Source organism: Arenimonas soli (assembly GCF_014643775.1).
Taxonomy (GTDB): Bacteria; Pseudomonadota; Gammaproteobacteria; order Xanthomonadales; family Xanthomonadaceae; genus Arenimonas; species Arenimonas soli.
The window spans coordinates 878248-904268 of record NZ_BMKC01000001.1 but is presented as its reverse complement, the minus strand read 5'-3'; the positions used below and the strand labels follow the sequence as shown (position 1 = coordinate 904268).

Below are 26021 nucleotides of genomic sequence, written 5' to 3'. Positions count from 1 at the left end.
TTCATTCCTTGAGCGCGTAGATGCCCGGCAGGTTGCGGCCCTGCTCGTAATAATCCATGCCGTAGCCGAACACGTAGCGATCGGGCACTTCGACGGCGACGTGCTGGGCTTGCACGCCGGCAACGCGGCGATCGTGCAATTTGAGCGACATGACCGCGACGCGGATTTCTGCGGCGCCCTGCTCCTGGCACCAGCCGATGATGGCCTTGAGCGTGTGGCCTTCGTCCAGGATGTCGTCGGCCACCAGCACCCTGCGGCCCTGCAGCGGCGTCGCCGGCCGGTGTTTCCATTCCAACCCGCCGCCCTGGGTGGCGCCGCGATAGCGGGTGGCGTGCAGGTAGTCGAACTGCAGGTCGGTTTTCATCGCCATGGCCAGTTGCGCAGCAAACGGCAGCCCGCCGTGCATCACTGTGAGCAGCAGCGGACGTTCGCCGCCGGTGCCGGCATAGGCCTGGTCGATTTCGCCGGCGATGCGGTGGATGCCGGCTTCCAGCGTTTGCCGGTCGAACAGCAGGTCGGACAGGGCCAGCGCGGCGCCAAGGTCGTGGGACATGTCAGGCAACTCCATGGTCGAGGCGCCGCAGCGCTTCGCGGGCACCATCGTAACGTGCGTGCGCCAGCAGCGTGTCCCAGGCCGGGAACTGGCGCGCGAACAGCGGCGACAGCAGCCCGGCCGGCGCCGGTTCGCGGTCGGCGACCGCGCGCAGGGAATCGGCGACCAGCGCCGGCGCACACACCAGCACCGCGTCGCAGCCGGCGTCGAGGTGGGCATCGATGCGCGCCTTCACGCCGCCGGCGGACTCGGCCGCGGCCATGCCGATGTCGTCGCTGAAGACGATGCCGCCAAAGCCCATGTCGCGGCGCAGGATGTCGCGGATCCAGCGCGGCGAATAACCCGCCGGCTCGGGCGCGACCGCCGGGTATTTCACGTGCGCCATCATCACCGCCTCGGCGCCGGCCTCGATGCCGGCGGCGAAGGGCACCAGGTCCAGTGCCTGCAGCTCGGCCAGCGGGCGCGGATCGACGGCGTCGTCGAAGTGGGTGTCCTCGAGCACCGAACCGTGGCCCGGGAAATGTTTGATGGTCGCGGCCATGCCGGCCTCGTGCAGGCCGGCCACGTAGGCACGGCAGAAGTCGGCGACGATGCCCGGCTCGGCGTGGAAGGCGCGGTTGCCGATCGCCAGGTTGCCGCGGCCCAGGTCCACCACCGGTGCAAAACTCAGGTCCAGGCCGGTGGCCAGGATTTCGCTGGCCATCAGCCAGGCGTGCTCATGGGCCAGGGCCAGCGCGGCGTCGCGGTCGGTGGCGTAGATATGGCCGAACCCCTCCAGTGCCGGCAGCTCGGAATAACCCTCGCGAAAACGCTGCACGCGTCCGCCTTCCTGGTCCACGCACAGCAGCTGCGGCCGCTGCGCGGCTTCGCGGATGGCCTGGCACAGTTCGCCGGCCTGGGCGCGCGAGGCGAAGTTGCGCTTGAACAGGATCACGCCCGACACCCGCGGGTCCTGCAGCCAGTCACGCTCTTCGTCCGACAGCACCAGGCCGCCGACTCCAATCACCAGCATCAGGTTTTCTCCTGCGCGTTCCAGCGCGAAAACGGGCGCTCGGCCAGCGCCAGGTTGTACCAACGGGTCTCGTCGGTGACTTCCCGGCCCAGCCAGGCGGGACGTTCGAACACTTCGTCGGCGGCCGCCAGTTCAATCTCGGCCACCACCAGGCCGGCATTGTCGCCGGCGAATTGGTCCACTTCCCAGGTGTGGCCGGCGTGGCCGACGTAATGGCGCACCTTGTCGATGCGGCCGCCCACGCACAGCGCCAGCAGCGCTTCGGCGTCGGCCACCGGGATGGGGTAGTCGAACTCCTGCCGCGTGTGCCCGGGCTCGCGCGACTTGAGGTTGAGGAAGGCGGCGTCGCCGGCGATGCGCACGCGCACCGAGGCGTTCTGCCGGGCCTCGCGCAGCGCGGCCATGTCGTTGATGTAACCCTGGGCCATGCGCACCGACTTGAGCACGCCCTCGCGCCAGCGCTCGTCGGTGACCAGGAACTTGCGTTCGATTTCGATGCCCATGCCCTACTTCTCGAACAGTGCGATCGATTCAACGTGCGCCGTCTGCGGGAACATGTCCATCGCGCCCGCCGCCACCAGGCGATAGCCGCGCTCGCGCACCAGGAAACCGGCGTCGCGCGCCAGCGAGCCCGGGTGGCAGGACACGTACACGATGCGGCGGATGCCCTTGAGCGGCAGCTGGGCCAGCACCTCGGCGGCGCCGGCACGCGGCGGGTCGAGCAGCAGCTTGTCGAAGCCGGCCTTCATCCAGGGTTCGCCGGCAAGGTCCTTGGCCAGGTCGGCGGCGTGGAACTCGACGTTGGCGACCTGGTTGCGGGCGGCGTTTTCCCGCGCCCGCGCCACAAGCCCGGCGTCACCCTCGACGCCGACCACGGTTCCTGCCCGGCGCGCCAGCGGCAGGGTGAAGTTGCCCAGGCCGCAGAACAGGTCCAGCACGCGGTCTTCGGGCCGCGGGTCGAGCAGTTCCAGCGCGCGCCGGATCATCTTGTCGTTCAGGCCGGCGTTGACCTGGATGAAGTCCAGCGGCCGGAAGGCCAGGTGCAGGTCGAAATCGGGCAGCGCGAACGACAGCTCCAGCTGTTCCGGCCACAGCGGCCTGACCGTGTCGATGCCGCCGGGCTGCAGGAACACGGCGAAGCCGGTTTCCTTCGCGAAGGCCACCAGTCGCGCCTGGTCGTCGGCGGACAAGGGCTCGAGATGGCGGAACACCAGGGCCACGCCCTGTTCGCCGGCGATGAATTCGATCTGCGGCAGCGTGCGCTTGCCGTCCAGGCTGTCCACCAGGGCCGACAGCGCCGGCAGGCGTTCGCCGATTTCCGGGATGACGGTGTGGCAGACCGACAGGTCGGCGACGAAACGCGGGTTGGTTTCCCGGAAACCCACCACCGCCTTGCCCTTCTTTTCGACGAAGCGCACCGAAAACCGGCCCTTGCGCCGGTAGCCCCAGGCGGCGTCCACCAGCGGTTCAAGCACCTGGTCGGGTGCCACGTGGCCGATACGCTGCAGGTTGTCCATCAGCACGCCGTGTTTGGCGGCGATCTGGCGCGGTTCGGCCAGGTGCTGGAGCACGCAGCCGGCGCAGGTACCGAAGTGCGGGCAGCGCGGCTCGATGCGGTGGGGCGAAGCGACCAGCACCTCCAGGGTGCGTCCTTCGTCGAAATGGCGGTTGCGGCCGGTCTGTTCGACCCGCACGGTTTCACCGGGAAGCGCGCCGGTGACGAAGACCGCCTTGCCCTCGCGGTGGCCGACCCCGCGGCCGTCGTGGCTCAGGTCGGTGATTTCCAGGTCGAAGGGAGGACACTGCTTGAAACGGGTACGGGCCACGGGTGATGCCGACAACAAGGGGGCGCGGATTGTCGCAAATCCGCGCCCCCGGCGCTCGGGCTTACTTCTGCTTCCAACTGCCGTCGGCGGCCTGGTACCACCAGCCGGCGCGGGCGCTGGCGACCCACTGGCGCGAGAAGGTCTGGCGGATCTGGGCTTCCCACTCAGGGTGGTTGTTGGCCACGGCGATCTCGCGGTACACCGCGTTGCGGTCGCGGTTGTCCTCGGCCACCAGCTGGTTCACCGACACCCGGTCCTTTAGCGGCACCTTGGCCGGGTCGCGCAGCACCACCAGGCCGTCGTTGCCGAAGCCAAGGGCGCCGGAATCGAAGTGGGCCTGCAGGCCAGACTTGAATCGTTCGGCCATGCGGTTCTGGATGGCCTGGATGGCCGGCGTGCGGATGGTGATGTCGGCTTCCTGGGCGTGGGCCGAGGAAATGAGCAGCGACATCGGACTCCAGCGCGGGCGGCTGGCGGGCACGAAGGCCTGTGGTTCGCCTTCGGCGGCCGCGGCGTCTTCGCCCAGCACCTTCTCGACGAATTCTTCGGCCGCCTCCTGGGCCTCCGCCGCCGGGAAATAGACGTTGATGGTGACGCAGGCGCCCAGGGCCAGCATCGCCAGCGCCGCGGTGGGGGCCAGCAGCAGCCGCTTGAATGTTTTGCCCATTGTCTTGCCCTCTATTGAATGACCGGGGTTTGCCCTTCGGTGGCCGCCTTCAGGCGGTCCACCAGCGTGGGCCAGTCGACGCGGCGGCGGAAGCCCACCACCTGGATACGCGGCAGGCCCGCACCCTGCACGATGGTATAGCCATCACCCGCTGAATCCACGCCGTCCATCTGGCAGACGTTGTCGCGCAGCCGGCAGGCCAGGCCCAGCCGGGCATAGCGGAAGTCGTCGAACAGGCGCAGCGCCTGCGCCTGCAGGCCGCCCATCAGCCCACCGCCACCACCGACCTTGGAAATGTCCTCGACCGCGCGCTGGCTGATCCGGCGCCGGCCTTTCCAGTCCGGGTCCGACTGCAGGCGCGCATCGAAGGCCACCGGCGACCAGTCCACCATGCGCAGTCCGTCAATGCGGCCATCGAGCCGGCCGGTGATCGACCCAAAGCCAAAGGCGGCCGTCAGCGGTTCAAGGTCGATGTCCTCGATCACCACGTCCGCCGACAGCGTCGGCGCCACGCCGAAGGGACGTTCCATCTCCAGGCTCGACAGCGCCACCGAGCCACCGAAGAGCTGCATCGTCAGGCCGCCGTCGAGGGTGAGCCGGTTGTCCTGGTAGCGCGCCGCCGGGATGCGGCCGCTGATGCTGCCCTCGAAGGCAGGCCAGCCCAGGCGCTGGGACAGGCTGCCCAGGTCCAGGTCCTGCAGCGTCGCGCCCAGCGCGAAACGGGTGCCCTGGCCGTCGCCTGGCGGCTGCCAGCGCAGGTGGTCCAGACGCACCTGGCCGTCGAGCACCGGGATGGGCACCGGGGCGGCCAGCTGCAGCTGGCCGTCGGCGCTGGTGAAACCCAGCCGGGCATGGCCCAGGCCGATGCCGAACAGCGCGGCGCTGTCCCAGGCCAGTTCGCCCGGCGCCGGCGCGTCGCCGGTGTTCCAGCGCAGGTTGCCGTGCAGGCCGGCCAGGGTGAAACGCTGGCGCGGATCGATCGCGTTCAGGCGCTCCAGGCCGAGCGCCAGCGATCGCCACTGGCCGTCGGCCATGCGCAGCTGCGCCTGCATGCCGCCGGTCAGCACCAGGTCGCCGAAGCCGGCCGGGGCAAGGAAGCCGGCCAGATAACGGTCGCGGGCCGGCGCCAGGTCGTCCAGGGCAAGCCTGATGTCCAGGTCGGTGGGCGCGTTGTCCGCGCCCAGCCGCGCCGAGCCGCTGGCCTGCAGCACCTTGCCATCGCGCCAGGAGAACGCCGGCAGGTCCCAGCCGCCGCCATCGCGCGCGAACACTTCGACGTCCACCTGCACCGGCGTTGCGGGCAGGGGCACGTACAGGCTGCCGACCAGGAATTCGCCACCACGCGCGGTGTATTCGATCGCCGTGCGCGGGCGCGGCGCCACGCCGTCGTAGTCCACCTGCAGGCGGCCCTGCATGCCGGCGGCGGCCAGCCAGCCGTCGGGGGTTTCCAGGCCGACATCCGCGAGCCCGAGGTCGGCGTCCACGGACACGGCCTCGCCGGTGCGAACCGACACCCGGCCGTCCAGGCGGCCGCCGGTCCACTGCCCGTCTTCCCACAGCGTCGCCAGGAAGGCCCGGAGCCAGGCCACAGGCACCGCGCGCAGGTCCACTTGGTGGCGGTCGGGCGCGCCGGCGTGCCAGGCGTAGCCGAGCCCGCTGCCGCGCGTGGCCAGCAAGGCGTCGATGCGGGCCGCGGACAGCGACACGGCCAGCGATCCGCTGCCACCCGCCGCGCCGACCGGGCCCTCGCATTGCCACTGGCCGTCGGCGTCCCGCGACAGCGGGCAGCGCCAGCGCACTGCGCGCAGGTCCTGGCCCAGCGACGGCACCTGCAGGCGCGACGCTTCCAGCGCCAGTTCCCCGGCGGCGGCACCGTCGGGCCAGGCCAGCGTCACCCGCACGTCTTCAAGGCTGGCCGCTTCATTGCGCACGGCCCCGACCTGCAGCTGCAGTTCGCGGGCTGCCGCCGGCGTCAGCGCCAGCGCCAGCAATCCGCCACACAGGAACTTGCCGAGTCGGTTGGGTCGCCGCATGCTTGCCAGCATAGTGCCTTTGATCCCGCACCTGCTGCTGCTCGAAGACGACCCCACCAGCGCGGCCGCGCTGCGGGCCGGGCTTGAATCGCTCCCGGCGCGGGTAGACCACGCCGCCAGCGTCACCGAAGCGGCCGACCTGGCGGCCGGCGGCGGGCACGCGCTCTGGCTGTTCGACCTGCAGTTGCCCGATGGTCGCGGCGATGCGTTGCTGGCCCGGCTGCGGGCGGCCGGATTGGCGACGCCGGCCCTGGCGCTGAGCGCCGACCCGGATGCCGCCGTGGACGGATTCCTGCGCGTGCTGGCCAAGCCCCTGGCCCTGGCCGATCTGCGAACCGCGGTGGCGGCCGTATTGCCGGCCGGGCTGCTGCCGCCCTGGGATGATGCCGCGGGACTGGCCGCGGTGGCCGGCCAGGCGGCGGCGCTGCATACCTTGCGCCAGCTGTTCCTGGACGAACTGCCCGAACAGCGCCGACAGGTGCTGGCCGCCTGCCGCGCGGGCGACCAGGCCGCGGCCCGCGCGCAGCTGCACCGGCTCAAGGCCGGCTGCGGGTTTGTCGGCGCCCTGCCCCTGCTGGCCGCCGTAGGCGCCCTGCATGCGGCACCGGACGATGCCGTCGCCCTGCAGCGGTTCGATGCCTGTTCGGCGCGCCTGCTTGCCGGCGCCTGACCGGCCCTGTTCGCGGCCCTGTTCGCGGCCCTGGTCGCGGCCCTAGTCGCGGCCCAGTCGCGCCAGTTCCGACAGCAGGCCCCAGGACTTGAGCCCGGTCGGCCCCAGGTGCGCGGCCAGTACGCCGCGCAGGGCGCCGCGCAGTTCCTGCAGCTGGTCCGGCGGGGGCTGCCGGTCCTGGGCCAGCGCCAGCAGGGCCGCCCCGGACGTGGAGCCCGGCGCGTGGCTGCGGTCGCGCAGTGCGCCACGCTCGGCGTCGAGCAGGTAGCGGGCGGCCGGGTCGAGCGGCTCGCCGTCTTCGCCCTCTTCGAAGGACAGGCCGTAGCCCAGGAGCTCTAGCAGGTCGCGCTCGAAGCGCCGCAGCTGCCAGGCCGGCCCCGCCTCGTCGCCAAGCCGCGAGCGCAGCTCGCCGTAACGCTCGAACAGTTCCGGCGCCGGGTCGTTGCGCGGCAACAGCCGCAGAACCAGCTCGTTGACGTAGAACGCCGCCATCAGCGCGTCGCCGGCCAGGCGCGGCGCCGCGTCGACGGCTTCGGCCTGCAGCAGACGCGCCAGCTCGCCGCGCGGCAGGAAATCGGCGCGCAGGCATTGCAGGGGCTGCAGGGCTGCGCGCAGCGGGTGCCGCTTGGCGCCCTGCACGCCGCGCGCGACCACGCCGACCCGGCCGTGGTCGCGGGTCAGCAGTTCAACGATCAGGCTGGTTTCGCGCCAGGGGCGCGCATGCAGCACGAAGGCCGGCTGCGCGAGCACGCGCATGGGTCAGTCCGAATAACCAAAGCGCCGCAGCGCGGCCTCGTCGTCCGACCAGCCCTCGCGCACTCGGCACCAGGTTTCCAGGAAGACCTTGCGGCCGAATAGGCGCTCCATGCCGATGCGGGCGCCGGTGCTGATGGCCTTCATGCGCTCGCCGCCCTTGCCGATGACGATGGGCTTCTGGCCTTCGCGTTCGACCCAGACGATGGCGGCGATGCGCAGCATCTCGCCGTCTTCCTCGAAACGCTCGATCTCGACGGTGGTCGAATAAGGCAACTCCTCGCCCAGGCGCAGCATCAGCTGTTCGCGCACCAGTTCGCCGGCCAGGAAACGTTCGCTCCGGTCGGTGATCTCGTCTTCGCCGTAGATCGGCGCCGATTCCGGCATCAGGAAAAGCAGGTCCTTGACCAGGACATCGAGGCCCTTGGACTTGAGCGCCGACACCAGCTGCACCGAGGCGAACACGCGTTCGCGGGTGACTTCGGCGATGAAGGGCAGCAGGGCCGTCTTGTCCGGCATCTTGTCGACCTTGTTGACCACCAGCACCACCGGCACGCCGGCGGCGTGCAGGGCGCCGTAGGCCAGGGCGTCTTCTTCGGTCCAGCGTCCGGCCTCGATCACCAGCGCGGCGGCGTCCACCCCTTCGACGGCGCCGCGCGCAGCACGGTTCATCATGCGGTTCATCGCCCGCTTCTGCTCGCGGTGGATGCCCGGCGTATCCACCAGCAGCAGCTGGCCGTTGTCAAAACTGGCGATGCCCAACAGGCGGTGGCGGGTGGTCTGCGGCCGCGGCGAAACGATGCTGACCTTGGCCCCCACCAGGGCATTGACCAGGGTGGACTTGCCGACGTTGGGGCGGCCCAGCACGGCGACGGTGCCGGCGCGGTAGGCGGTCTGCGGGGACTCGGGGGGATTCACTTCTTCTCCAGCGTCGCCAGCACGCGTTCGGCGGCGAGTTGTTCGGCGGCGCGCAGGGAGCTGGCCTGGGCCTGCTCCTCGAGCGGGGGATCGGTGGTTTCGCAGGCGACGTGGAACACGCGGGCGTGGTCGTCGCCGGTGGTTTCGACCAGACGATAGGTCGGACGCGGCAGCTGGCGACCCTGAAGCCATTCCTGCAGGCGGGTCTTGGGGTCCTTTTCCGCCTTGCCGGTGGGCAGTTCGTCCAGCGACGCATCGAACCAGCCCAGCACCATCTCGCGACAGGCCTCGAAGCCGGCATCAAGATGCACGGCGCCGATGATCGCCTCGACGGCATCGGCCAGGATCGAGTCGCGGCGATGGCCACCGCTCTTCATTTCGCCGGGACCCAGCTCGAGCCGGTCGCCCAGCTCCAGCCGCCGCGCCAGTTCGGCCAGCGAGGATTCGCGGACCAGGCTCGCGCGGGCGCGGGTCAGGGTGCCTTCGTCGGCCTTGGGCCAGCGCTCGTAAAGCGCCTCGGCGACGACCAGGTTGACCAGGGCGTCGCCGAGGAATTCAAGGCGTTCATTGTGCGGCGATCCGGCGCTGCGGTGCCGGAGGGCCTGTTGCAGCAGTTCGGGTGATCTGAATCGATGGGTGATCGGGTCAGTCACTCGCAGGACGGCCGGTCAGGTCGACGGTGTTGTCGAACTTGCCAACCACGTCGAGGTTTCCGAACAGCGGCACGCGCACTTCGTAGGCGATGTTGAGCTTGGCAACGCCACCTTCGCGGAAGACCTTGACGTGCTCCTTCTTCACCGAATTGACATAGGCGATGTCAAGACGGCGCTCGAGGTCACGGAAGATCGTCGCAGGTGGCGTGGACCCGGAGTTCGGCTGCGCCGCGAACTCTTCCATCACCCCCTTGAGGTTGAGGTACTCGCTGTACATCGGGAACAGCTTCATGATGATCAGGGCGAAGAAACCGACCACCACCAGGACCATCAGGAAACTCATCAACGTCATGCCACGCGGCTTGCTAACCATGTCCACTCCCCCGGGGATCGCCCCTTTCAGCGGATGGTATCGCCAATCCGGGTGTAGTCAAACGCCCCGGAGCAGAACCAGCCCTCGCAGTTGAGCCAGATGGTGAACGCCTTGCCCACCAGGTTCTTCTCCGGGACGAAACCCCAGTAGCGGCTGTCCTCGCTGCGGTCCCGGTTGTCGCCCATGGCGAAATAGTGCCCGGCCGGCACTTCCCATACGCCTTCGGCGCGCGGGCTGGAGAAGGGGCTGGTTTCCAGGGTGGCGTGCAGCCGGCCATCGAGGTCCACTTCGAAGCGGGTGGCGCCGGTCATGGCGCGGCCCTGGCCGGACCCCACGTAGACACCGGCGGCCTGCTTGGGCACGGGCTGACCGTTGACCAGCAGCGTCTGGTCGCGAAACGTGATCTGGTCGCCCGGCAGGCCAACGATGCGCTTGATGTAGTCGGCGCCGGCGTTGGGGTCGTCCGGCCCCATGCCCGGGTAGCGGAACACCACCACGTCGCCGCGCTCGGGCGCGCCGACGTCGATGATCTTGGTGTTGAGCACCGGCAGCCGGATGCCGTAGGCGAACTTGTTGACCAGGATGAAGTCGCCGACCAGCAGGGTCGGCATCATCGAACTGGACGGGATGCGGAAGGGTTCGGCCAGGAAGCTGCGCAGCACCAGCACGATGAAGATGATCGGGAACAGCTGGCGGGCGTAGTCGACCACCACCGGCTCGTGCACTTCCTCGCCCTCGGCCTGCATCAGGCGGCGCTTGGGCGCGAACAGCAGGCGGTCGAGAAGCCAGACGAGTCCGGTAAGGGCCGCCAGGGACGTCAGGATCAGGGCAAGGTCGATTTTCACGCGTGTGGCTTCCTCGCGGCGGGGGCCGCTTATTTATTGTCTACCTGGAGCACGGCCAGGAAGGCTTCCTGCGGGATTTCCACGCGGCCCACCTGCTTCATGCGCTTCTTGCCTTCCTTCTGCTTCTCCAGGAGCTTCTTCTTGCGGGTGGCGTCGCCGCCGTAACACTTGGCCAGCACGTTCTTGCGCATGGCCTTGACCGTGGAACGCGAGATGATCTGCGAACCAATGGCGGCCTGGATGGCGACGTCGAACATCTGCCGCGGGATCAGCTCGCGCATCTTCTCGCAGATGTCGCGGCCGCGGCGGTCGGCGTGACTGCGGTGCACGATGGACGACAGCGCATCGACCTTGTCGCCGTTGATCAGCGTGTCCACCAGCACGAACGGACCGGCCTCGAAGCGTTCGAAGTGGTAGTCGAGCGAGGCGTAGCCCCGCGACACCGACTTGAGCCGGTCGAAGAAGTCCAAAACCACCTCGGCCATGGGCAGTTCGTAGCTGATCTGCACCTGGGATCCAAGGTAGTTGATGCCGACCTGGCGGCCGCGCTTTTCTTCGCACAGCTTGATCACGTTGCCGACGTAATCGGGCGGCGTGAGGATGTTGGCGCGGATGATCGGCTCGCGGATCTCCTGCACCTTGGTCGGCGGCGGCAGCTTGGCCGGGTTGTCCAGCGGCAGCGTCGTGCCGTCGTTCATCAGCACTTCGTAGACGACGGTGGGCGCGGTGGTGATCAGGTTGAGGTCGTACTCGCGCTCAAGGCGCTCCTGCACGATCTCCATGTGCAGCATGCCCAGGAAGCCGCAGCGGAAGCCAAAGCCCATGGCCTCGGAACTCTCCGGTTCGAAGCGCAGCGCGGCGTCGTTTAGCTTGAGCTTCTCCAGCGCCTCGCGCAGGCCCGGGTAGTCGTCGGCGTCCACCGGGAACAGGCCGGCGAACACGCGCGGCTGCATTTCCTGGAAACCGGGCAGCGGGCCCGGCGCCGGGTCGTTGGCCAGGGTCAGGGTGTCGCCGACCGGTGCGCCATGCACGTCCTTGATGGAGGCGTTGATCCAGCCCACCTCGCCGGCGCCAAGCTTGGCCAGCTCCTTGCGCTTGGGCGTGAACACGCCGACCTTGTCGACCAGGTGGGTGCGGCAGGTGGACATGACCAGCATCTTGTCGCCGGGCTTGATCTCGCCCTGCATCACCCGCACCAGCGACACCACGCCCAGGTAGTTGTCGAACCACGAGTCGATGATCAGCGCCTGCAGCTTGTTGGTTTCGCGCGGCTTCGGTGGCGGTATGCGCTTGACGATGGCTTCGAGCACGTCCACCACGTTCAGCCCGGTCTTGGCGCTGATGGCGATGGCGTCTTCGGCGTCGATGCCGATGACGGCCTCGATTTCCTTCTTCACCTTGTCGATGTCGGCCGTGGGCAGGTCGATCTTGTTGAGCACCGGCACCACTTCCAGGCCCTGCTCGACCGCGGTGTAGCAGTTGGCCACCGACTGCGCCTCGACGCCCTGGGCCGCGTCCACCACCAGCAGCGCGCCTTCGCAGGCCGCCAGCGACCGGCTGACTTCGTAGCTGAAGTCCACGTGGCCCGGCGTGTCGATGAAGTTGAGCTGGTAGGTGACGCCGTCCCTGGCCGTGTAAGGCAAGGAGACGGACTGGGCCTTGATGGTGATGCCACGCTCGCGCTCGATGGGATTCGAGTCGAGCACCTGGGCCTCCATCTCGCGCGCCTGCAGGCCGCCGCACAGCTGGATGATGCGGTCGGCGAGCGTGGACTTGCCGTGGTCCACGTGGGCGATGATGGAAAAATTGCGGATGTGCTGCATGCGGGGCGGTCGGATTACCGGTACGTGGCCATAAACGGGCCATTATCGCACAGCGACCCCGGCCCGGCCCGCACGGGCCGGCCGGGGCACGCCAGGGGTTCAGCGCAGCACGAAGCTGACGAACCCCGTGCTGCGGGCGTTGCGGACCAGCAGGCGGACCTCGTCGCCCGACTTCATGCCGCCGGTGGCGGCCTCGAACTCGGCCACCGAGCCGACCTCGTCCTGGCCAACGCGCAGGATGACGTCGCCCGGGGCCAGCCCGGCCTGGCGGGCCGCCAGACCGGTCACCCGGGACACCAGCACCCCCTCGCCCGCGCCCAGGCCCATGGCCGAGCGGGCCGCGGCGTCCAGGGCCTCGACTTCCAGGCCCAGCGGGTTGGTGGCCGCCTCCGGGGCCGCCGGGCGGCCGGCGGGGCCCGTCGGGTTCACCGAGGCCACGTCCAGCGCCGACAGGGTGACCACAAGTTCCCGGGCCTTGCCTTCGCGCATCACCGTCACCGTGGCGCGGCTACCCGGCGGCAGCGCGCCGACCATCGGCGGCAGCGAGGACGAACGCAGCACCTCGCGGCCGTTGAAGCGGGTGATCACGTCGCCGGGGCGGATGCCGGCCTTGTCGGCGGCGCTGCCGTTTTCGACCGAGTCGACGAAAGCGCCGGTCGGACGGTCCAGGCCGAGTTCGGCCAGGCGCTCGCGATCTACGTCCTGGATGCGCACGCCGAGCTGGCCGCGGGTGACCGTGCCGGTTTCGCGCAGCTGGCGCACCGCGTTCATGGCCACTTCGATCGGTATCGCGAAGCTCACGCCCATGTAGCCGCCGGAATTGGAGAATATCTGCGAGTTGATGCCCACCACTTCGCCGCGGGTATTGAGCAGCGGGCCGCCCGAATTGCCGCGGTTGATCGCCACGTCGGTCTGGATGAAGGGCACGTATTGCTGGCTCGGGTCGAGCGAACGGCGGCCGACGCCGCTGACGATGCCGGCGGTGACCGAATGTTCGAAGCCGAAGGGCGAGCCGATCGCCAGCACCCACTGGCCGGCCTTGAGATTGCGCGAGTCGCCGGTCTTGAGCACCGGCAGGCCCCGGCCTTCGACCTTGAGCAGCGCGACGTCGGACAGCGGGTCGGAGCCGACCAGCTCGGCCTCGAGTTCGTTGCGGTCGCTCAGGCGCACGATGATGCGGTCGGCGCCGGCGACGACGTGGTGGTTGGTCAGCACGTAACCATCGCTGGAAATGATGAAGCCGCTGCCCTGCGAGGTGCCGCCGCGCGGGATGCGGTCGGGCATGCCCGGCATGCCGGGCTGGCGGAAGAAGCGGCGGAAGAACTCGGGCATGTCCTCCGGCGTCGGCTCCGCGCCACCGCGCGCGCCGGCGGCTTCCCGGCCGCCGTTGCCACCGCTGCTGGCTTCGATGTTGACCACCGCCGGACCGACGGCTTCGACCAGGCGGGTGAAGTCGGGGAGGTTCACCACCGGGGTTTCCAGCGTCGCCTGCCCGGCCGGCGCCGCGTCGCGTGTCTGCGCGACCAGGCCCGGTGATACCGCGGCAAGCGCCAGGGCCAGCAGGAGGCTTCGGGGAATGGAATTTTTCATGGCTGTGTTTTCCCTCGTGGATCGGAATTTGGTTCGGCCCCAAGGCTCAGGATTTCCGGCTCGGGCAGGCGCGGCTTGGAGAAGCGCGCCGCCAGTAAAGTTCCCGACAGCAGGCCGGCAAGCGTGAGCAGGTCGCCATGGCGGCCCCAGGCCAGGCCAATCAGGTGCCCGGCCACGGCGCCGGCCAACAGGCCCAGCAGCACGCGTCCATAGCCCCGCCAGGCCGCCCGGCGCAGGGCCTGGTCGTCCAGCCGCAGGCGCAGGCGCCGACCCGGTTCAAACGCGGCGCTGTCGTCGACGTCGAGTTCGAACGCATCGCGGCCGGCGCCGGCAAACAGGCTGCAGCGGCCGCCACAGCCACCGGCGCAGCCGTCGCAGGCGCTGCCCAGCAGGCGCAGCGACAGCCGCCGACCCTGGGCGCCGATGACTTCGGCGTCGCGCTCAGCCATCGACCGGCACCGCCCGCACGGTGCGCGCGAACCGGTCCACCGTCGCCGCCGGCACCTTGCCGATGGCCAGCACCTGCCAGCCATCGAGCCAGAACGACCGTGCATGCACGGCGCCACGCTGGCGACGGGCATCGCCGCGCAGGCCACCGCCGACGCGTTCGACGTAGACCGAAACGCTGGCCAGCCCATCGCTGTAAAGCAGATGCACCCCGTCGTCGGGCAGTGGCCGCGTCGCCCGCAGCCGGAACCCGGCCGGCGGCGCCGGCACGCCCCAGCCCGCCGGTTCGCCGGCGTGAGAAGGCAGGGCCGACACCTGCTCCAGTTCGGCCGGCGCGGACGGCGCCAGGTCGGCGTCGGAAGGTCGCTGGTCGAGGCTGATGTCGGTGAAGGCCACCTGTTCGATGGTCCGGCCGCGGCCGTCGAGCAGGTCCACGCGCAGCGGCAGGCCGGTGCGCGTTTCCAGCCAAAGGCGATAGCCGTAGCGCCAGGGATCGGTGGCCAGCACTTCCACCCGCTGCACGGCGTGTCCGGCCACGCGGCCCGCCCCGCCCAGGCGGGCCCGGTAGCCGGCCAGGCCGGCGGCTTCGGAAATCGCCAGGGCCTCGCTCCAGCGTCCGGCCTGGCCCATGTCGTAGGCCACCGGCGCATCACCGGTGCCGATGCACATCACCCGGCTGCCATCGCGGATCACCTCGCGCGGCGGGCCGCTCAGCGCCACCAGGCGCTCGCGCTCGCGGCCCCCGTCGACGCGGTGGAAAACCCGCAGCGTGTCCACGCGGCCATCGGCCACCACCACCAGGGTGCCCTGGTAGTCCAGGCCGCGAAGCGCGGGCCCCACCCGGGCCAGCCAGCTGGCCGCGTCCGCGGCGGCCAGCGCCGCAGGCGCAAGCAGGACCAGGGCGGCGGTCAGCAGGAATCGTTTCACTGGCGGTCTTGTTCGCTGTCCTGCTCGACGGCGCCCGGCTCCCCGTGCGCGACGACGTCCACGTAAGGCATGAAACCGCCCAGGCCGTCCGACGCCATCAGCGCGTTGTGCCGCACCAGGTAGGCCTCCATCGCCCGGTCGTCCTGGCCCAGCGGCGAACGTGGCCACGGACGCGCGGACGGCTCGCCGGCCAGGCCGGCGGCCAGTTCGCGGATGTCCTCGCGCGGCACCGGGGAAACACGGGTGGCCGGCACGTCCAGCAGCGGCGGCCGCACGCTGGCTTCATTGCGCGCCAGCTCCGGCGCCGGCGGCAGGCCCGGTGAGCCGCCCTGCCCGACCAGGCCCGGCAGCAGCGCCAGGCCCAGCACCGATGCCGCGATGCCCGCGGCCCAGGACCAGCGATGGCGCGAACGCGGCGCCGGCTCGGCGCGCACGGCTGCCGCCACCCGGTCGGCGAGGTCGCCTGGCATCAGGCGCAGCGGCTGGCCACGCAGGCTGGCCGAGGCCAGCTGCCAGCGTTCGACCTGCGCCCGCAGCGCCGGTTCGTTGGCGATGCGGCGTTCGAGGAAGCGGGCCTGGTCGGGCGGCAGTTCGCCGTCGATCCAGGCGCAGAGGTCTTCAAGCAGTGTCTGGTCGGGCGGGCTCATGGGCGGACTCGCTCTGTGTCCATCAGGGGGCGCAAGCGGGCGTCGATCGCCTCGCGGGCGCGGAAGATGCGGGATCGCACGGTGCCGATCGGGCACTGCATCAGCTGAGCGATTTCTTCGTAGCTCAGGCCGTCCACCTCGCGCAGGGTGATGGCCTGGCGCAGTTCCTCGGGCAGCGCCGCGACGGTGTCGGTCACGGTCTGCTCGATTTCGCCGCGCAGCAGCTGGTGCTCGGGGGTGTCGTGGTCGTGCAGCCGGCCGGCGCTGGCGTGGTGTTCGGCGTCTTCCGCGGCGATGTCGGCGGTGGGCGGGCGGCGCTTGGCGGCGGCGAGGTGGTTCTTGGCGGTATTCACGGCGATCCGGTAGAGCCAGGTATAGAACTGGGCGTCGCCACGGAAGCCCGCCATCGCGCGATACGCGCGGATGAAGGCCTCCTGGGCAATGTCCTGGACCTCGGCGTGGTCGGGCACGAAGCGATAGATGACGGCGCCGATCCGGTGCTGGTACTTGCGCACCAGAAGGTCGAAAGCCGCGTTTTCGCCTGCCTGAACACGCTTGACGAGGGCCAGGTCCTGTTCGTTGTCGCCCATCCGGGCCGCTGCTCCTGCGGCCATCCGGGCCGCTACATGGACATCCGTGACCCGGGAAAGTTCCGCCCGGCCCGCGGCCGACGTTGACCCCCCGGGGTCCCACCGGGATGATACGGGCTTCCTTCCCTACCCCCACGTATGGAGCCCGCCATGTTCGACGGACTTCGCCTTGCCCATTGGCAGGCCGACCCACGCCCCGACGGCATCCTGGTGCTGACGCTCAACCGCGCCGACCAGAACGTCAATGCCCTCAGCCGCGCCGTGCTCGACGAACTCGAGGCCATGGTCGAGCGCATCGCGCTCGAGCCACCCAAGGGCGTGGTCATCATTTCCGGCAAGGCCGCAGGATTCATCCCCGGCGCCGACATCAAGGGTTTCGAGGACATCGCTGCCAAGGGCCAGACCGAAGCCTGGATCCGCCACGGCCAGCTGGTGTTCCAGAAACTTGCCGAACTGCGCTGCCCCACCGTCGCGGCCATCCACGGCCACTGCATGGGCGGCGGCACCGAAATTTCCCTGGCCTGCCGCTACCGCGTCGCCAGCCGCGACGAAAAGACCCGCATCGGCCTGCCCGAGATCAAGCTGGGCATCTATCCCGGCTGGGGCGGCAGCGTGCGCGCCCCGCGCCTGGTCGGCGCCCCGGCGGCCATGGACCTGATGCTGACCGGCCGCAGCCTGTCGGCTTCGGCGGCCAAGGCCATGGGCCTGGTCGACAAGGTGGTCGAGCCAGCCCTGCTGCTCGACGAAGCGGTGAAGCTGGCGCAACGCGGCGCCAAGCGCCCGTTCAAGCAGCGCTTCCTGGCCTGGGCCACCAATACCGGCCCGGCCCGCGCCATCCTCGCCCCGCAGATGCGCAAGCAGGTGGCCCGCAAGGCGCGCAAGGAGCACTACCCGGCGCCCTACGCGCTTATCGACACCTGGCGCCGCAGCGGCGGCCTGGGCGTGCACGCCGCGCTCAAGGCCGAAGCGAAGTCGGTGGTGAAACTGGCCGGCACGCCGACCGCGCACAACCTGGTGCGGGTGTTCTTCCTGATGGACAGGCTCAAGAGCCTGGGCGGCAAGGACCATGGCATCCAGAAGGTGCACGTCATCGGCGCCGGGGTGATGGGCGGCGACATCGCCGCCTGGTGCGCGCTGCGCGGCTTCGAGGTGACGCTGCAGGACCGCGAGATGAAATACGTGCAGCCGGCGCTCGACCGCGCCGCCAAGCTGTTCGAGCGCAAGGTCAAGGACGAGGGCAAGCGCAAGGCCACCAGCGAACGCCTGAAGGCCGACATCGAAGGCGCCGGCGTGGCCCAGGCCGACCTGGTGATCGAGGCGATCTTCGAAAACCTGGAAGCCAAGCAGGCCCTGTTCGCGAAAGTCGAAGAAACCCTGAAGCCGGGTGCGCTCCTGGTCAGCAACACCTCGTCGATTCCGCTGGAACAGCTGCGCGAGGGCCGCAAGGATCCGTCGCGTTTCGCCGGCCTGCACTACTTCAACCCGGTGGCGCTGATGCCGCTGGTGGAGATCGTGCAGCACGACGCCATGGCCGAAGACACGCAGCGCCGGCTGGCGGCGTTCTGCCGCGCGATCGACAAGCTGCCGGTGCCGGTGGCGGGCACGCCGGGCTTCCTGGTCAACCGCATCCTGGCGCCCTACATGCAGGAGGCGATCATCGCGTTCTCCGAAGGCATCCCGGGCCCGGTGATCGACAAGGCGGCGCTGAAATTCGGCATGCCGATGGGGCCGATCGAACTGGTGGACACGGTGGGCCTGGACGTGGCGGCGAGCGTGGGCAAGATCATGGCCGACTTCCACGGGCAGGCGCTGCCGGATGCGTTCAAGGTCGAAGAAGGCAAGCGCGGCAAGAAGGACGGCCAGGGGCTGTACAAGTGGGAAGACGGCAAGCCGGTGAAGGCACCGGTGCCGGCCGACTACACGGCGCCCGACGACCTCGAGGACCGGCTGATCCTGCCGCTGCTCAACGAAGCGGTGAGCTGCCTGCACGACGGGGTGGTGGCCGACGCGGACCTGCTGGACGCAGGCGTGATCTTCGGCACCGGCTTCGCGCCCTTCCGCGGTGGCCCGATCCAGCACATCCGCGCAGTCGGCGCGGCCAAGCTCAAGGCCCGCCTGCAGGAACTGGCCGCCAAACACGGCGACCGCTTCACTCCCCGCCCCGGCTGGGACTCCCTCGCGGACTGACCGGAAGCGCTCCTGCACATTTTTGTAGGAGCGCCTTCAGGCGCGAAGCTTCTGCCCTTGACCTTCGGCCAAGTTCAGGGCCGGCCGCATTCGCGGGTGGAGGCAGCGTGCATCCGCCTTTGCCGACACGCCGCAAGTACATCCATGTAGGCTCATCGTCGACATCCATGTCTCCGATGGTCGGCAAAGGCGGATGCACGCTACCTCCTCGACAGACTGTCGGGGCCGACAGGAATGCCGGCGCGGTGCCCGCGCCGGGAAGCAAAAGCCCGAGAAGCCAAAAGAAGACCGCAATCATCAGGCGGTGCATTGGCTTTCGCTCTTTGGCTGTCGCTCTTTGGCTGTCGCTTTTCACCTCGCCAACGACGCCCTTTCCGGGAGGTGTCGCGCATTCGCCCCGGCCGACCATCGGAGACATGGATGTCGACGATGAGCCTACATGGACGTACTTGCGGCGTGTCGGACGGGGCGAATGCGCGGCGCCTCCACTCGCGAAAGCACCGAGGGCGACGCTTTACTTGGCCAAAGGCCAAAGGCCAAAGGCCAAAGGCCAAAGTCAAAGGCTTCGCGCCTGAAGGCGCTCCCGCAAGACCCCGGCGGGGTCAGCCGCCCCAGGCCTTGAAGTTGAGGAACTCGCGGCGGGTGCGCGGGCCGTGGGTGAGGAAACTGGGGTCCGGGTCGTTGCGATAGTTTTCGCGGGCGCGGGCCACCGCGTCGCCGCGCAGGTGCTGGTCGAGCACCTCGCGGGCCACCGGATAGATCCTGAGCGCGTTGAGCCCGAAGATCTTCGCCCGGATCGCCGGCGTCAGCTCCGGATACCCGTGCTTCTCTCGCAGTTCCGCGCTGATCTGGAACGTCCGGAACGCCTGGATCTGGTCCTGCGGACTGCCGTACCAGATCGAATCCGTGCCCCACAGGATGTTGTCCTCGCCCAGGTGCAGCAGCAGCTTGCCCAGCGCGTGCGCCGCCGAATCCGGGTCGCGCATCAGGAACCGCCAGGTCGAACCCAGCTCCGCGTACACGTTGCTGCCCTTGCCCAGCCCCGCTTCCCGCACCGACGTCACCAGCGCATCGATCCCGTCCTTGCGCGCCGGGTCGTAGGGGCCCTCGGCCTTGTCCGTCACGAAACCCGAGTGGTAGATCAGGAAGTTCACGTCCGGGAAGCGTTTGCCCACCCGCCCCACGTCCGCACAGGTGCTGTACTCGTAGCTACGCGGCCCGAACGGCAGTCCCTTGTGGATCGCAATGTTGCGCACGTCCAGCTTGCGGGCCTTTTCGATCATCGCCAGGCCGGCGTCGTCGTCCATCCAGAAACCGCGTTCGCCGTTCGGCCCCCACTGCGTATAGGTCTTCCAGGCGCTGATCCTGAACTGCGAGGCCAGCCGGTCCATGTCCTCCAGGTCGCCGGCCTGGTTCGGGTTCACGCGGCCGTGCAGGAACAACCGGTGCGTGCCCTGCATCGTTTCGACGATCGCCGCGGTCGCCGCCGCCTCCTCGATCGTCAGCGGCTCGCCCTCGCGCGTCGACGGCACGAAGCTCAGCACCATCAGCGAGGTGTCCGAGTCCAGGAAGATGTCCCGCAGGAACGCATCCGGGCCGAAACACTGCAGGTGGTCGAGCCGGCCACCCAGCGCCGCCGCGGCGCAGCCCTGCGTCCCGAACCCCGACAGCGGCCTCGCGGCCTCGGGCAGCGCCCGGGTCCAGGCGCCGGTCGGGTTCACGAAATGGCCCTGCACGTCGAAGATGAATTCCTTGCCCGACACCGCCGCTTCGGCGGCCGCCGGTTCCAGCGCCGCCTCGGCCGGCACCTGGAAGAAGCCGCCGCGCTTGCCGGCCGCGGCATAGGCCGCGTTCATCGCCAGCAGGCTGCTGGCGGCGCCGCAGGCCGAGACCAGGAAGCCGCGTCGCGACACGCCCAGCCGGCGTGCGTTGAGCTCGGCCTGGTCGTGCGCCAGGGCGTTGGCGTGGTGGTGTTCGGGCGCCAGCGGCACCGGCGTGAACTCGCCGTTGCTGGTGCTGTCGAGTTTGACCGGCAGGCGGCGCCCGTCCGGATCCTGGCGCTGGCTCATGGCGTTCCCCGGGAAGCTGACCCGCGGAATAGTAGCCCTGCCCGACCTTAAATCCGCGTGCAGGTGGCCAGCCGGCTCAGCTGCAGCCGACCAGGCGCAGGCGCTGGCCGGAACGGATGACATACGGCGCCCGCAGGCCATTGGCCTTGGCCAGGGCCACCGGGCCTTCGCAGTTGTGCCGGCGCGAGATGCCGCTGAGCGTGTCGCCGGACTTCACCTGGTAGGTCCTGGCCGGCTGGCGCGTGGCCGTCGCCACCGTAGTGGGCTTGCTGGCCGCCATCAGGTTCGAGGCGATCTGCGCGCGGGGACCAGCCACGCAGTGGGCCTGGTACTCGGGCGGTACCGCCACCGGTACGCGAAGTTCGGTGCCGGCGGCGATGGCCGCGTGCGGTTCATGGCGCGGATTGAGATTGCGCAGCGCGCGGAAGTACCCCTCGCGCGGGCCTCCCAGGCAGATCGACAGCTGGTAGATCGACGCCGGCGCCTGCAGCTTCATCACCGTCGCGGCCCCGTCCACGGCCGGGAACTCGAGGCCATAGTCTTCCGGGTGCAGGAACAGCCAGGCCGCGGCCAGCACGTAGGGCACGTAGTCGCGGGTTTCCGGCGGCAGTTGTCCGTACACCTGCGGATCCCAGAAGGACTTGTCGCCGGCCTCGCGCTTGAGCCGCAGCGCCCTGCCCTCGCCGCCGTTGTAGGCGGCCACGGCGAAGGCCAGGTCGTCGCCCAGTTCGGCGAAACGTTCGTTGAAATACAGCACGCTGGCGCGCGCGGCCAGCTGCGGGTCGTAGCGGGTGTCGAAGCCGTCGCGCCAGCCCAGGCCGAAGCGTGCCCCGGTGGCCGGCATGAACTGCATCGGCCCCGCGGCGCCCGCGCGCGACACCGCATGCACGCGGCCGTTCGATTCCTTGGCCAGGATGCCGAACAGCAGCGCTTCGGGCAGGCCAGCCTGTTCGTACTCGGGCCACATCAGGAATCGCATCTGCTGGTAGTTTTCCCAGCTGGTGATCAGCTGCGGGCGCATCCAGGTCAGCCATTCGGCCATGGCCGCGCGCACCGGCTCGTTGAGCTCGATCACCTCGCGCAGGTCGCGGCCGTTGAGCATCGCCACGGCGCGGCCGGACGCCGGCATCGTCGCCAGCACGCCGCCTTCGCCCTGGCTGGTGCCGGCCTCGCCCGTGGCGCCGAAGCCTTCGCCGTCACCGGCCAGCTGGGTCGCGCCGTGCTGAAGCAGGGCGTCGTAGGCACCGATGAAACGTTCGACGTCGCAGCCGCGGGTGTGCTGGCAGCGGCGCGCGCCATCCATCAGGGCCGCGGCGGCCTGGCGCATCGCCTCGCGGCCGGCGTCGGTTTCGCCGGCGCGCAGCTGCTCGAGCCCGGACCGGTAAGCCTGGTTGGCCTGGTCCAGCCCCTGGTAGAGCACGTCGACGCGTTTGGGCGTGCGCTTGGCCTCGGCCCCGGTAGCGGCGGAAAGGGACAGCAGCAGGGCCGCCAGGATCAGGGAACGGGGCATCGGGGCTCACGGGCAAGGCGGATCAGGCGCGCAGCCTAGCGGCCCGGACGCGGTGCCGGCAAGGCGCGGGCAGCTGCCGGCTGTCAGCGGCTAGAATCGGGCCGACCCCCAGCGGAGCTCCAACCGGATGAGCGACCTCCTGATCGGCAAGGGCGAGCTGCCCGTGCACCTGCTTGGCAAGTACGGCAACCGCCACGGCATGGTCGCCGGCGCCACCGGCACCGGCAAGTCGGTCACCCTGATGGTGATGGCCGAAGGCTTTTCCCGCCTGGGCGTGCCGGTGGTGATGGCCGACGTGAAGGGCGACATCGCCGGCCTGGCCATGCCCGGCACGATGAACGACAGGATCGCCGCCCGCGTCCAGCAGATCGGCATCCAGGGCTACGCCAACGAAGCCAGCCCCGTGGTGTTCTGGGACCTGTACGGCAAGCTCGGCCATCCGCTGCGCACGACGGTGTCCGAAATCGGGCCGCCGCTGATGTCGCGCATGCTCGAGCTCAACGACATCCAGTCGGGCGTGATGGACATCGCCTTCAAGATGGCCGACGACCACGGCCTGCTGCTGCTCGACCTCGACGACCTGCGCGCCCTGCTGAACTTCGTCACCGAAAACCGCGCAGAGATCTCCAGGCAATACGGCCTGGTGAGCCCGCAGTCGGTGGGTGCCATCCAGCGCGCCCTGCTGCGCCTGGAACAGGACGGCGGCAAGCAGTTCTTCGGCGAACCGGCCGTGCAGCTGGCCGACCTGATGCGCCAGGACATGTCCGGGCGGGGCGTCATCAACCTGATCGCCGCCGACCAGCTGATCCTGCGGCCGCGCCTGTATTCGAGCTTCCTGCTGTGGCTGCTGAGCGAACTGTTCGAGACCCTGCCGGAAGTGGGCGACCTGGACGTACCCAAGCTGGTCTTTTTCTTCGACGAAGCCCACCTGCTGTTCGACGACTGCCCGCCGGCGCTGCGCCAGCGGGTGGAACAGGTCGTGCGCCTGATCCGGTCCAAGGGCGTGGGCGTGTATTTCTGCTCGCAGAATCCCGACGACGTGCCCGACGAAGTCCTGGGCCAGCTGGGCAACCGTGTCCAGCACGCCCTGCGTGCCTACACCCCGCGCGACCAGAAAGCCGTGCGCGCTGCCGCGGAAACCTTCGTGCAGAACCCGAAGGTGGACGTGGCCAAGGCCATCGGCGAACTGGGCGTCGGCGAGGCCCTGGTGTCGATGCTGATGGCCAAGGGCGTGCCGATGCCGGTCGAGCGTGCGCTGATCTGCCCGCCGCGCTGCCGCATGGGCGCGATCACCGATGAGGAACGCGCACTGGTGCGCTCGCGCAGCCCGGTCGGGGGGAAGTACGACACCGCTGTGAACCGCGAATCGGCCTTCGAGATGCTGGCCGCGCGCGCCGAGCAGGCAGCGGCGACCGAGGCCCCCTCGGCGAAACCGGGTGGCCCGGCGGCGAAGGGCGAGCCGGAGAAGAAGTCCCGCTTCGAAGAATTCCTCTGGGGCACCAAGCGCCGGCAGGGCGCGGTCGAGGCCGCCGCCAAATCGGCCACGCGCACGGTGGCCAACGGCATCGGCCGGCAGATCCTGCGTGGCCTGCTGGGCGGATTGATGGGCGGGAAGAAGCGCTGAGGCGGGCTTAACGCCCGCCACCGCCGCCACCGCCGCCACCACCGCCCGACGAACCGCCACCACCGCCACCGGAACTCGATCCCGGCGGCGACGACGAGGACGATATCTGCGAACTGAGCGCATTGCCCAGCGAACTGCTCATCGCCCCCAGGCTGGCCATGGACGCCGTCGAGCCCCGGTACCAACCCATCGAGCGCGCGGTTTCCTGGGCCTGGGCCGCACCGACCGCGGCGGTGAAGTGTTTGGTCCACGCCTCTTCCACGTCCAGCGCCAGCGCATAGGGCAGCAGCGCCTGGTAGCGTTCGGGATCCGGCGACGGCGCCGCGGGGCCACCCGGCTTGGCCAGCCGGGCCAGCTCGTCGCGCTCGGCCACGCCCAGGTACAGGCGCAGGCCTTCGATGGCGTCCAGCAGCTCGCGGCCATCGGGCGTCGGTGCCTTCATCAGGTAGGCGAACAGCAGGTGGGCAACCAGGGCCAGGGCAAGCAGCAGGATGATGAAGGGTATGCCGCTGCCGCCCGCCACCACGAAGGCCAGCCAGCCATAGCCGAAGGAAAACAGCCAGCCCAGCAACAGCGGCAGGCCGTTGCGCTTGAAGTAGGCCGGGTGCATGCGCTTGTCCAGGGCGGCGATGTGTTTCATGCGCGCGCCGCCGATCACCGAGGCGTTGGTGTTCTCCAGCTCGACCCGGTTGCCCTTGGAGAACAGCTTGTCCAGCAGCTGGCGCTGCGCTTCCGAGGCGATCGGCTCGGCGCTGGCGCTGCGTTCGAGCACCCAGTCCTTGGCCCCGTCCTGCTGCACCAGGACGTGCCCGTGCACGCCCAGGTCAACGATGTCGGCGGCGAAACAGCGGTCGGTGTAGGCCTGTTTCCACAGGTAGCGCAGTTCGCCCGGGGTGAAACCTTCCGGCGCCTCGTAGCGCGGGAAGATCGAACCCGGCGGCGGGTCGCGGCCGACGCGGTGCCAGCTGCGCAGGTACCAGGCCAGCAGCAGCATGAGGCCGGCCAGCGCCACCAGGATGCCGCCGTTGTCACGCAGCAGCCAGGCAAGGCGCTGGCTCGTCGACGGCTGTTCGACCAGGCCCTTCGGGAACCCGACCACCAGGGTAAGTCCTTCGTAGCTCCCCAGCGTCCGCGTGGTTTCGAATTCGGCCACCCCCGGACCGGCTGCACGGGCAACGTAATCACTGCCCTGTTCGCCGCCGCGGCCGGTGTAGGCCTCCAGCCGCATGTCCGCGGGCGCGACCGGCGCCGGCAGCTTCACCGTGGCGCTGGCGCGTTCGATGCTGAAGTCCCAGCCCAGGCCGGTGACGTTCCAGTAAAGCTCGTCGTGTTCGTCGAAAAAGCCAATCTGGCGCGTGGTCCGGTAGCGAATGGAGAAGGTGTAGTCGGCCGGCACCGGCAGGAAGTTGTCGCCGCCGGTGTTCACGCGCACGCCGTTGGACTGCTTTTCGGTGAACCAGGCCTCGGGCTCGCCGTCACGCTTGACGCCGAGCACCTCGAAATCCACCACGTAGCGGTTGCCAAGGTGGTCCTTGTAGCGCGTGGGGAAATCCCGGTAGATGCCGCGGCGGATGCGCTTGCCCTCGGCGCGCACGGTGATGTTTTCGGTGACCTCCATCGACCCATCGGCCAGCACGGTGATGTCGGCGTGGTAGACCTTGATGCGTTCCTGCGCGGCCACCGGGGCGACCCAGGCCAGCAGCAGGCAGGCGGCCAGCGCGAACAGGCGGCTCATGCCGACACCCGCGGCGCCGCGCGCGAGCCTTCGTCGGCTTCGTAGAATTCCGCTTCGCCGAAACCGAAGCTGCGGGCCACCACCAGGTCCGGGAAACGCTGCACGGCGTCGTTGTTGGCGCGCACCGCGCCGTTGTAGAAGCGCCGGGCGTACTGCAGGTGGTCTTCGACCTCGACCAGGTCGTTCTGCAGCTTCAGGAAGTTTTCGCTGGCCTTGAGGTCGGGGTAGGCCTCCTTGAGCAGCATCAATCGGCCCAGGCCCGCCTCGAGCTGCCCCTCCAGCCCGGCCAGGCGCGCCGGCGACGAGGTCTGCATGGCCTGGGCGCGCAGCTCGGTGACGTTCTCGAGCACGGCCTTTTCATGGCCGGCGTAGGCACGCACCGCTTCGACCAGGCGCGGCACCAGGTCGTGGCGGCGCATCAGCTGCACGTCGATGTCGCTCCAGCCGGCCCGCACCTGGTTGCGCAGGCGCACCAGCCGGTTGAACGTGAATACGGCCCAGAGCACCAGCACCAGGCCAGTGATGGCCAGGAACATCGTCATGTTCGGTTCCCCCTGCGAGACCTGGCA

24 protein-coding genes are annotated in these 26021 nt (G+C 69.6%); 3 read left to right on the top strand and 21 right to left on the bottom strand.

The features are described from left to right. Nucleotide 1 precedes the first annotated feature (1 nt). The 6 genes from IEX13_RS04340 to IEX13_RS04315 form a co-directional block, all read right to left on the bottom strand. Nucleotides 2–553 carry a hypoxanthine-guanine phosphoribosyltransferase gene (locus IEX13_RS04340; protein ID WP_188661664.1) on the bottom strand — a complete coding sequence of 184 codons (552 nt, stop codon included), beginning with the start codon at nt 551–553 and terminating at the stop codon, nt 2–4. A 1-nt stretch (nt 554) separates the two neighbouring features. Then, the gene (gene nagZ, locus IEX13_RS04335) at nt 555–1565 is read right to left on the bottom strand and encodes a beta-N-acetylhexosaminidase (RefSeq protein ID WP_188661662.1); all 1011 of its coding nucleotides are present in this window, start codon (nt 1563–1565) and stop codon (nt 555–557) included. After that, complete coding sequence (locus IEX13_RS04330) at nt 1565–2068, bottom strand: CYTH domain-containing protein (RefSeq protein ID WP_188661660.1); 504 nt, start codon at nt 2066–2068, stop codon at nt 1565–1567. Before IEX13_RS04330 ends, nagZ begins: the two co-directional genes overlap by 1 nt. Nucleotides 2069–2071: 3 nt before the next feature. Continuing rightward, entirely contained in the window at nt 2072–3391 is a 1320-nt protein-coding gene (gene rlmD, locus IEX13_RS04325; protein ID WP_188661658.1) for a 23S rRNA (uracil(1939)-C(5))-methyltransferase RlmD, read from the bottom strand. Nucleotides 3392–3452: 61 nt separating this feature from the next. Continuing rightward, entirely contained in the window at nt 3453–4058 is a 606-nt protein-coding gene (locus tag IEX13_RS04320) for a YdbL family probable chaperone protein (protein WP_188661656.1), read from the bottom strand. Nucleotides 4059–4069: 11 nt separating this feature from the next. Next, nucleotides 4070–6091 (bottom strand): intermembrane phospholipid transport YdbH family protein, encoded by a 2022-nt coding sequence (locus IEX13_RS04315; protein ID WP_188661654.1) that lies wholly within the window; start codon nt 6089–6091, stop codon nt 4070–4072. Here IEX13_RS04315 and IEX13_RS04310 point away from each other — a divergent pair. Further along, nucleotides 6090–6761 carry a response regulator gene (locus IEX13_RS04310; RefSeq protein ID WP_188661652.1) on the top strand — a complete coding sequence of 224 codons (672 nt, stop codon included), beginning with the start codon at nt 6090–6092 and terminating at the stop codon, nt 6759–6761. The genes IEX13_RS04315 and IEX13_RS04310 overlap by 2 nt on opposite strands. Before the next feature lie 42 nt (nt 6762–6803). On the opposite strand, the gene recO is transcribed toward IEX13_RS04310, so the two are convergent. The 11 genes from recO to rpoE all read right to left on the bottom strand — a co-directional run bounded on the left by recO (nt 6804) and on the right by rpoE (nt 16327). Then, nucleotides 6804–7517, bottom strand: coding sequence for a DNA repair protein RecO (recO, locus tag IEX13_RS04305; RefSeq protein WP_188661650.1), 714 nt, complete (start codon nt 7515–7517; stop codon nt 6804–6806). A 3-nt stretch (nt 7518–7520) separates the two neighbouring features. After that, entirely contained in the window at nt 7521–8432 is a 912-nt protein-coding gene (era, locus tag IEX13_RS04300) for a GTPase Era (protein WP_188661648.1), read from the bottom strand. Continuing rightward, nucleotides 8429–9085, bottom strand: a complete 657-nt coding sequence (gene rnc, locus IEX13_RS04295; protein ID WP_425488995.1) for a ribonuclease III — start codon at nt 9083–9085, stop codon at nt 8429–8431. Before rnc ends, era begins: the two co-directional genes overlap by 4 nt. Next, a complete protein-coding gene (locus tag IEX13_RS04290) occupies nt 9078–9458 on the bottom strand; it encodes a DUF4845 domain-containing protein (protein ID WP_188661646.1) in 381 nt (126 codons plus the stop codon). Before IEX13_RS04290 ends, rnc begins: the two co-directional genes overlap by 8 nt. 26 nt (nt 9459–9484) lie before the next feature. Next, nucleotides 9485–10297, bottom strand: coding sequence for a signal peptidase I (lepB, locus tag IEX13_RS04285; protein WP_425489076.1), 813 nt, complete (start codon nt 10295–10297; stop codon nt 9485–9487). A gap of 35 nt (nt 10298–10332) precedes the next feature. Next, nucleotides 10333–12126: a translation elongation factor 4 gene (lepA, locus tag IEX13_RS04280; RefSeq protein WP_188661644.1), complete on the bottom strand. Its 1794-nt coding sequence runs from the start codon at nt 12124–12126 to the stop codon at nt 10333–10335. A gap of 99 nt (nt 12127–12225) precedes the next feature. Next, nucleotides 12226–13716, bottom strand: coding sequence for a Do family serine endopeptidase (locus tag IEX13_RS04275; RefSeq protein ID WP_188661641.1), 1491 nt, complete (start codon nt 13714–13716; stop codon nt 12226–12228). After that, nucleotides 13713–14165 carry a SoxR reducing system RseC family protein gene (locus IEX13_RS04270; RefSeq protein WP_188661639.1) on the bottom strand — a complete coding sequence of 151 codons (453 nt, stop codon included), beginning with the start codon at nt 14163–14165 and terminating at the stop codon, nt 13713–13715. The genes IEX13_RS04275 and IEX13_RS04270 overlap by 4 nt, the downstream gene beginning before the upstream one ends. Beyond that, nucleotides 14158–15090, bottom strand: coding sequence for a MucB/RseB C-terminal domain-containing protein (locus IEX13_RS04265; RefSeq protein WP_188661637.1), 933 nt, complete (start codon nt 15088–15090; stop codon nt 14158–14160). The genes IEX13_RS04270 and IEX13_RS04265 overlap by 8 nt, the downstream gene beginning before the upstream one ends. After that, nucleotides 15087–15737 carry an RseA family anti-sigma factor gene (locus IEX13_RS04260; protein WP_188661636.1) on the bottom strand — a complete coding sequence of 217 codons (651 nt, stop codon included), beginning with the start codon at nt 15735–15737 and terminating at the stop codon, nt 15087–15089. Before IEX13_RS04260 ends, IEX13_RS04265 begins: the two co-directional genes overlap by 4 nt. Then, nucleotides 15734–16327: an RNA polymerase sigma factor RpoE gene (rpoE, locus tag IEX13_RS04255; RefSeq protein WP_188661634.1), complete on the bottom strand. Its 594-nt coding sequence runs from the start codon at nt 16325–16327 to the stop codon at nt 15734–15736. The genes IEX13_RS04260 and rpoE overlap by 4 nt, the downstream gene beginning before the upstream one ends. Before the next feature lie 150 nt (nt 16328–16477). Between rpoE and IEX13_RS04250 the strand changes: the two genes are divergently transcribed. Beyond that, nucleotides 16478–18514 carry a 3-hydroxyacyl-CoA dehydrogenase NAD-binding domain-containing protein gene (locus tag IEX13_RS04250; RefSeq protein ID WP_425488994.1) on the top strand — a complete coding sequence of 679 codons (2037 nt, stop codon included), beginning with the start codon at nt 16478–16480 and terminating at the stop codon, nt 18512–18514. A 602-nt stretch (nt 18515–19116) separates the two neighbouring features. Here the strand turns inward: IEX13_RS04250 and IEX13_RS04245 are convergent. Next, a complete protein-coding gene (locus tag IEX13_RS04245) occupies nt 19117–20583 on the bottom strand; it encodes an amidohydrolase family protein (protein ID WP_188661629.1) in 1467 nt (488 codons plus the stop codon). A gap of 76 nt (nt 20584–20659) precedes the next feature. Next, the gene (locus IEX13_RS04240) at nt 20660–22093 is read right to left on the bottom strand and encodes a transglycosylase SLT domain-containing protein (protein WP_188661627.1); all 1434 of its coding nucleotides are present in this window, start codon (nt 22091–22093) and stop codon (nt 20660–20662) included. Between the two features lie 127 nt (nt 22094–22220). On the opposite strand from IEX13_RS04240, the gene IEX13_RS04235 reads away from it, so the two are divergent. Continuing rightward, the gene (locus tag IEX13_RS04235) at nt 22221–23717 is read left to right on the top strand and encodes a helicase HerA-like domain-containing protein (protein ID WP_188661625.1); all 1497 of its coding nucleotides are present in this window, start codon (nt 22221–22223) and stop codon (nt 23715–23717) included. A 7-nt stretch (nt 23718–23724) separates the two neighbouring features. Here the strand turns inward: IEX13_RS04235 and IEX13_RS04230 are convergent, their stop codons facing one another. Together IEX13_RS04230 and IEX13_RS04225 are read right to left on the bottom strand one after the other, a co-directional pair. Next, a complete protein-coding gene (locus IEX13_RS04230; protein ID WP_188661623.1) occupies nt 23725–25452 on the bottom strand; it encodes a DUF2207 domain-containing protein in 1728 nt (575 codons plus the stop codon). Beyond that, on the bottom strand, nt 25449–25994 hold the full coding sequence (locus tag IEX13_RS04225; RefSeq protein WP_188661621.1) for a LemA family protein: 546 nt from the start codon (nt 25992–25994) through the stop codon (nt 25449–25451). Before IEX13_RS04225 ends, IEX13_RS04230 begins: the two co-directional genes overlap by 4 nt. Nucleotides 25995–26021: the final 27 nt, after the last annotated feature.

Excerpts from the sequence above, each read along its gene's own strand:
- IEX13_RS04340 (WP_188661664.1), bottom strand. The coding sequence starts at position 553 with ATGTCCCACGACCTTGGCGCCGCGCTGGCCCTGTCCGACCTGCTGTTC.
- nagZ (WP_188661662.1), bottom strand. The coding sequence starts at position 1,565 with ATGCTGGTGATTGGAGTCGGCGGCCTGGTGCTGTCGGACGAAGAGCGT.
- IEX13_RS04330 (WP_188661660.1), bottom strand. The coding sequence starts at position 2,068 with ATGGGCATCGAAATCGAACGCAAGTTCCTGGTCACCGACGAGCGCTGG.
- IEX13_RS04320 (WP_188661656.1), bottom strand. The coding sequence starts at position 4,058 with ATGGGCAAAACATTCAAGCGGCTGCTGCTGGCCCCCACCGCGGCGCTG.
- IEX13_RS04310 (WP_188661652.1), top strand. The coding sequence starts at position 6,090 with ATGCTTGCCAGCATAGTGCCTTTGATCCCGCACCTGCTGCTGCTCGAA.
- IEX13_RS04315 (WP_188661654.1), bottom strand. The coding sequence starts at position 6,091 with ATGCGGCGACCCAACCGACTCGGCAAGTTCCTGTGTGGCGGATTGCTG.
- recO (WP_188661650.1), bottom strand. The coding sequence starts at position 7,517 with ATGCGCGTGCTCGCGCAGCCGGCCTTCGTGCTGCATGCGCGCCCCTGG.
- IEX13_RS04290 (WP_188661646.1), bottom strand. The coding sequence starts at position 9,458 with ATGGTTAGCAAGCCGCGTGGCATGACGTTGATGAGTTTCCTGATGGTC.
- lepA (WP_188661644.1), bottom strand. The coding sequence starts at position 12,126 with ATGCAGCACATCCGCAATTTTTCCATCATCGCCCACGTGGACCACGGC.
- IEX13_RS04275 (WP_188661641.1), bottom strand. The coding sequence starts at position 13,716 with ATGAAAAATTCCATTCCCCGAAGCCTCCTGCTGGCCCTGGCGCTTGCC.
- IEX13_RS04270 (WP_188661639.1), bottom strand. The coding sequence starts at position 14,165 with ATGGCTGAGCGCGACGCCGAAGTCATCGGCGCCCAGGGTCGGCGGCTG.
- IEX13_RS04260 (WP_188661636.1), bottom strand. The coding sequence starts at position 15,737 with ATGAGCCCGCCCGACCAGACACTGCTTGAAGACCTCTGCGCCTGGATC.
- rpoE (WP_188661634.1), bottom strand. The coding sequence starts at position 16,327 with ATGGGCGACAACGAACAGGACCTGGCCCTCGTCAAGCGTGTTCAGGCA.
- IEX13_RS04250 (WP_425488994.1), top strand. The coding sequence starts at position 16,478 with ATGTTCGACGGACTTCGCCTTGCCCATTGGCAGGCCGACCCACGCCCC.
- IEX13_RS04245 (WP_188661629.1), bottom strand. The coding sequence starts at position 20,583 with ATGAGCCAGCGCCAGGATCCGGACGGGCGCCGCCTGCCGGTCAAACTC.
- IEX13_RS04240 (WP_188661627.1), bottom strand. The coding sequence starts at position 22,093 with ATGCCCCGTTCCCTGATCCTGGCGGCCCTGCTGCTGTCCCTTTCCGCC.
- IEX13_RS04235 (WP_188661625.1), top strand. The coding sequence starts at position 22,221 with ATGAGCGACCTCCTGATCGGCAAGGGCGAGCTGCCCGTGCACCTGCTT.
- IEX13_RS04230 (WP_188661623.1), bottom strand. The coding sequence starts at position 25,452 with ATGAGCCGCCTGTTCGCGCTGGCCGCCTGCCTGCTGCTGGCCTGGGTC.
- IEX13_RS04225 (WP_188661621.1), bottom strand. The coding sequence starts at position 25,994 with ATGACGATGTTCCTGGCCATCACTGGCCTGGTGCTGGTGCTCTGGGCC.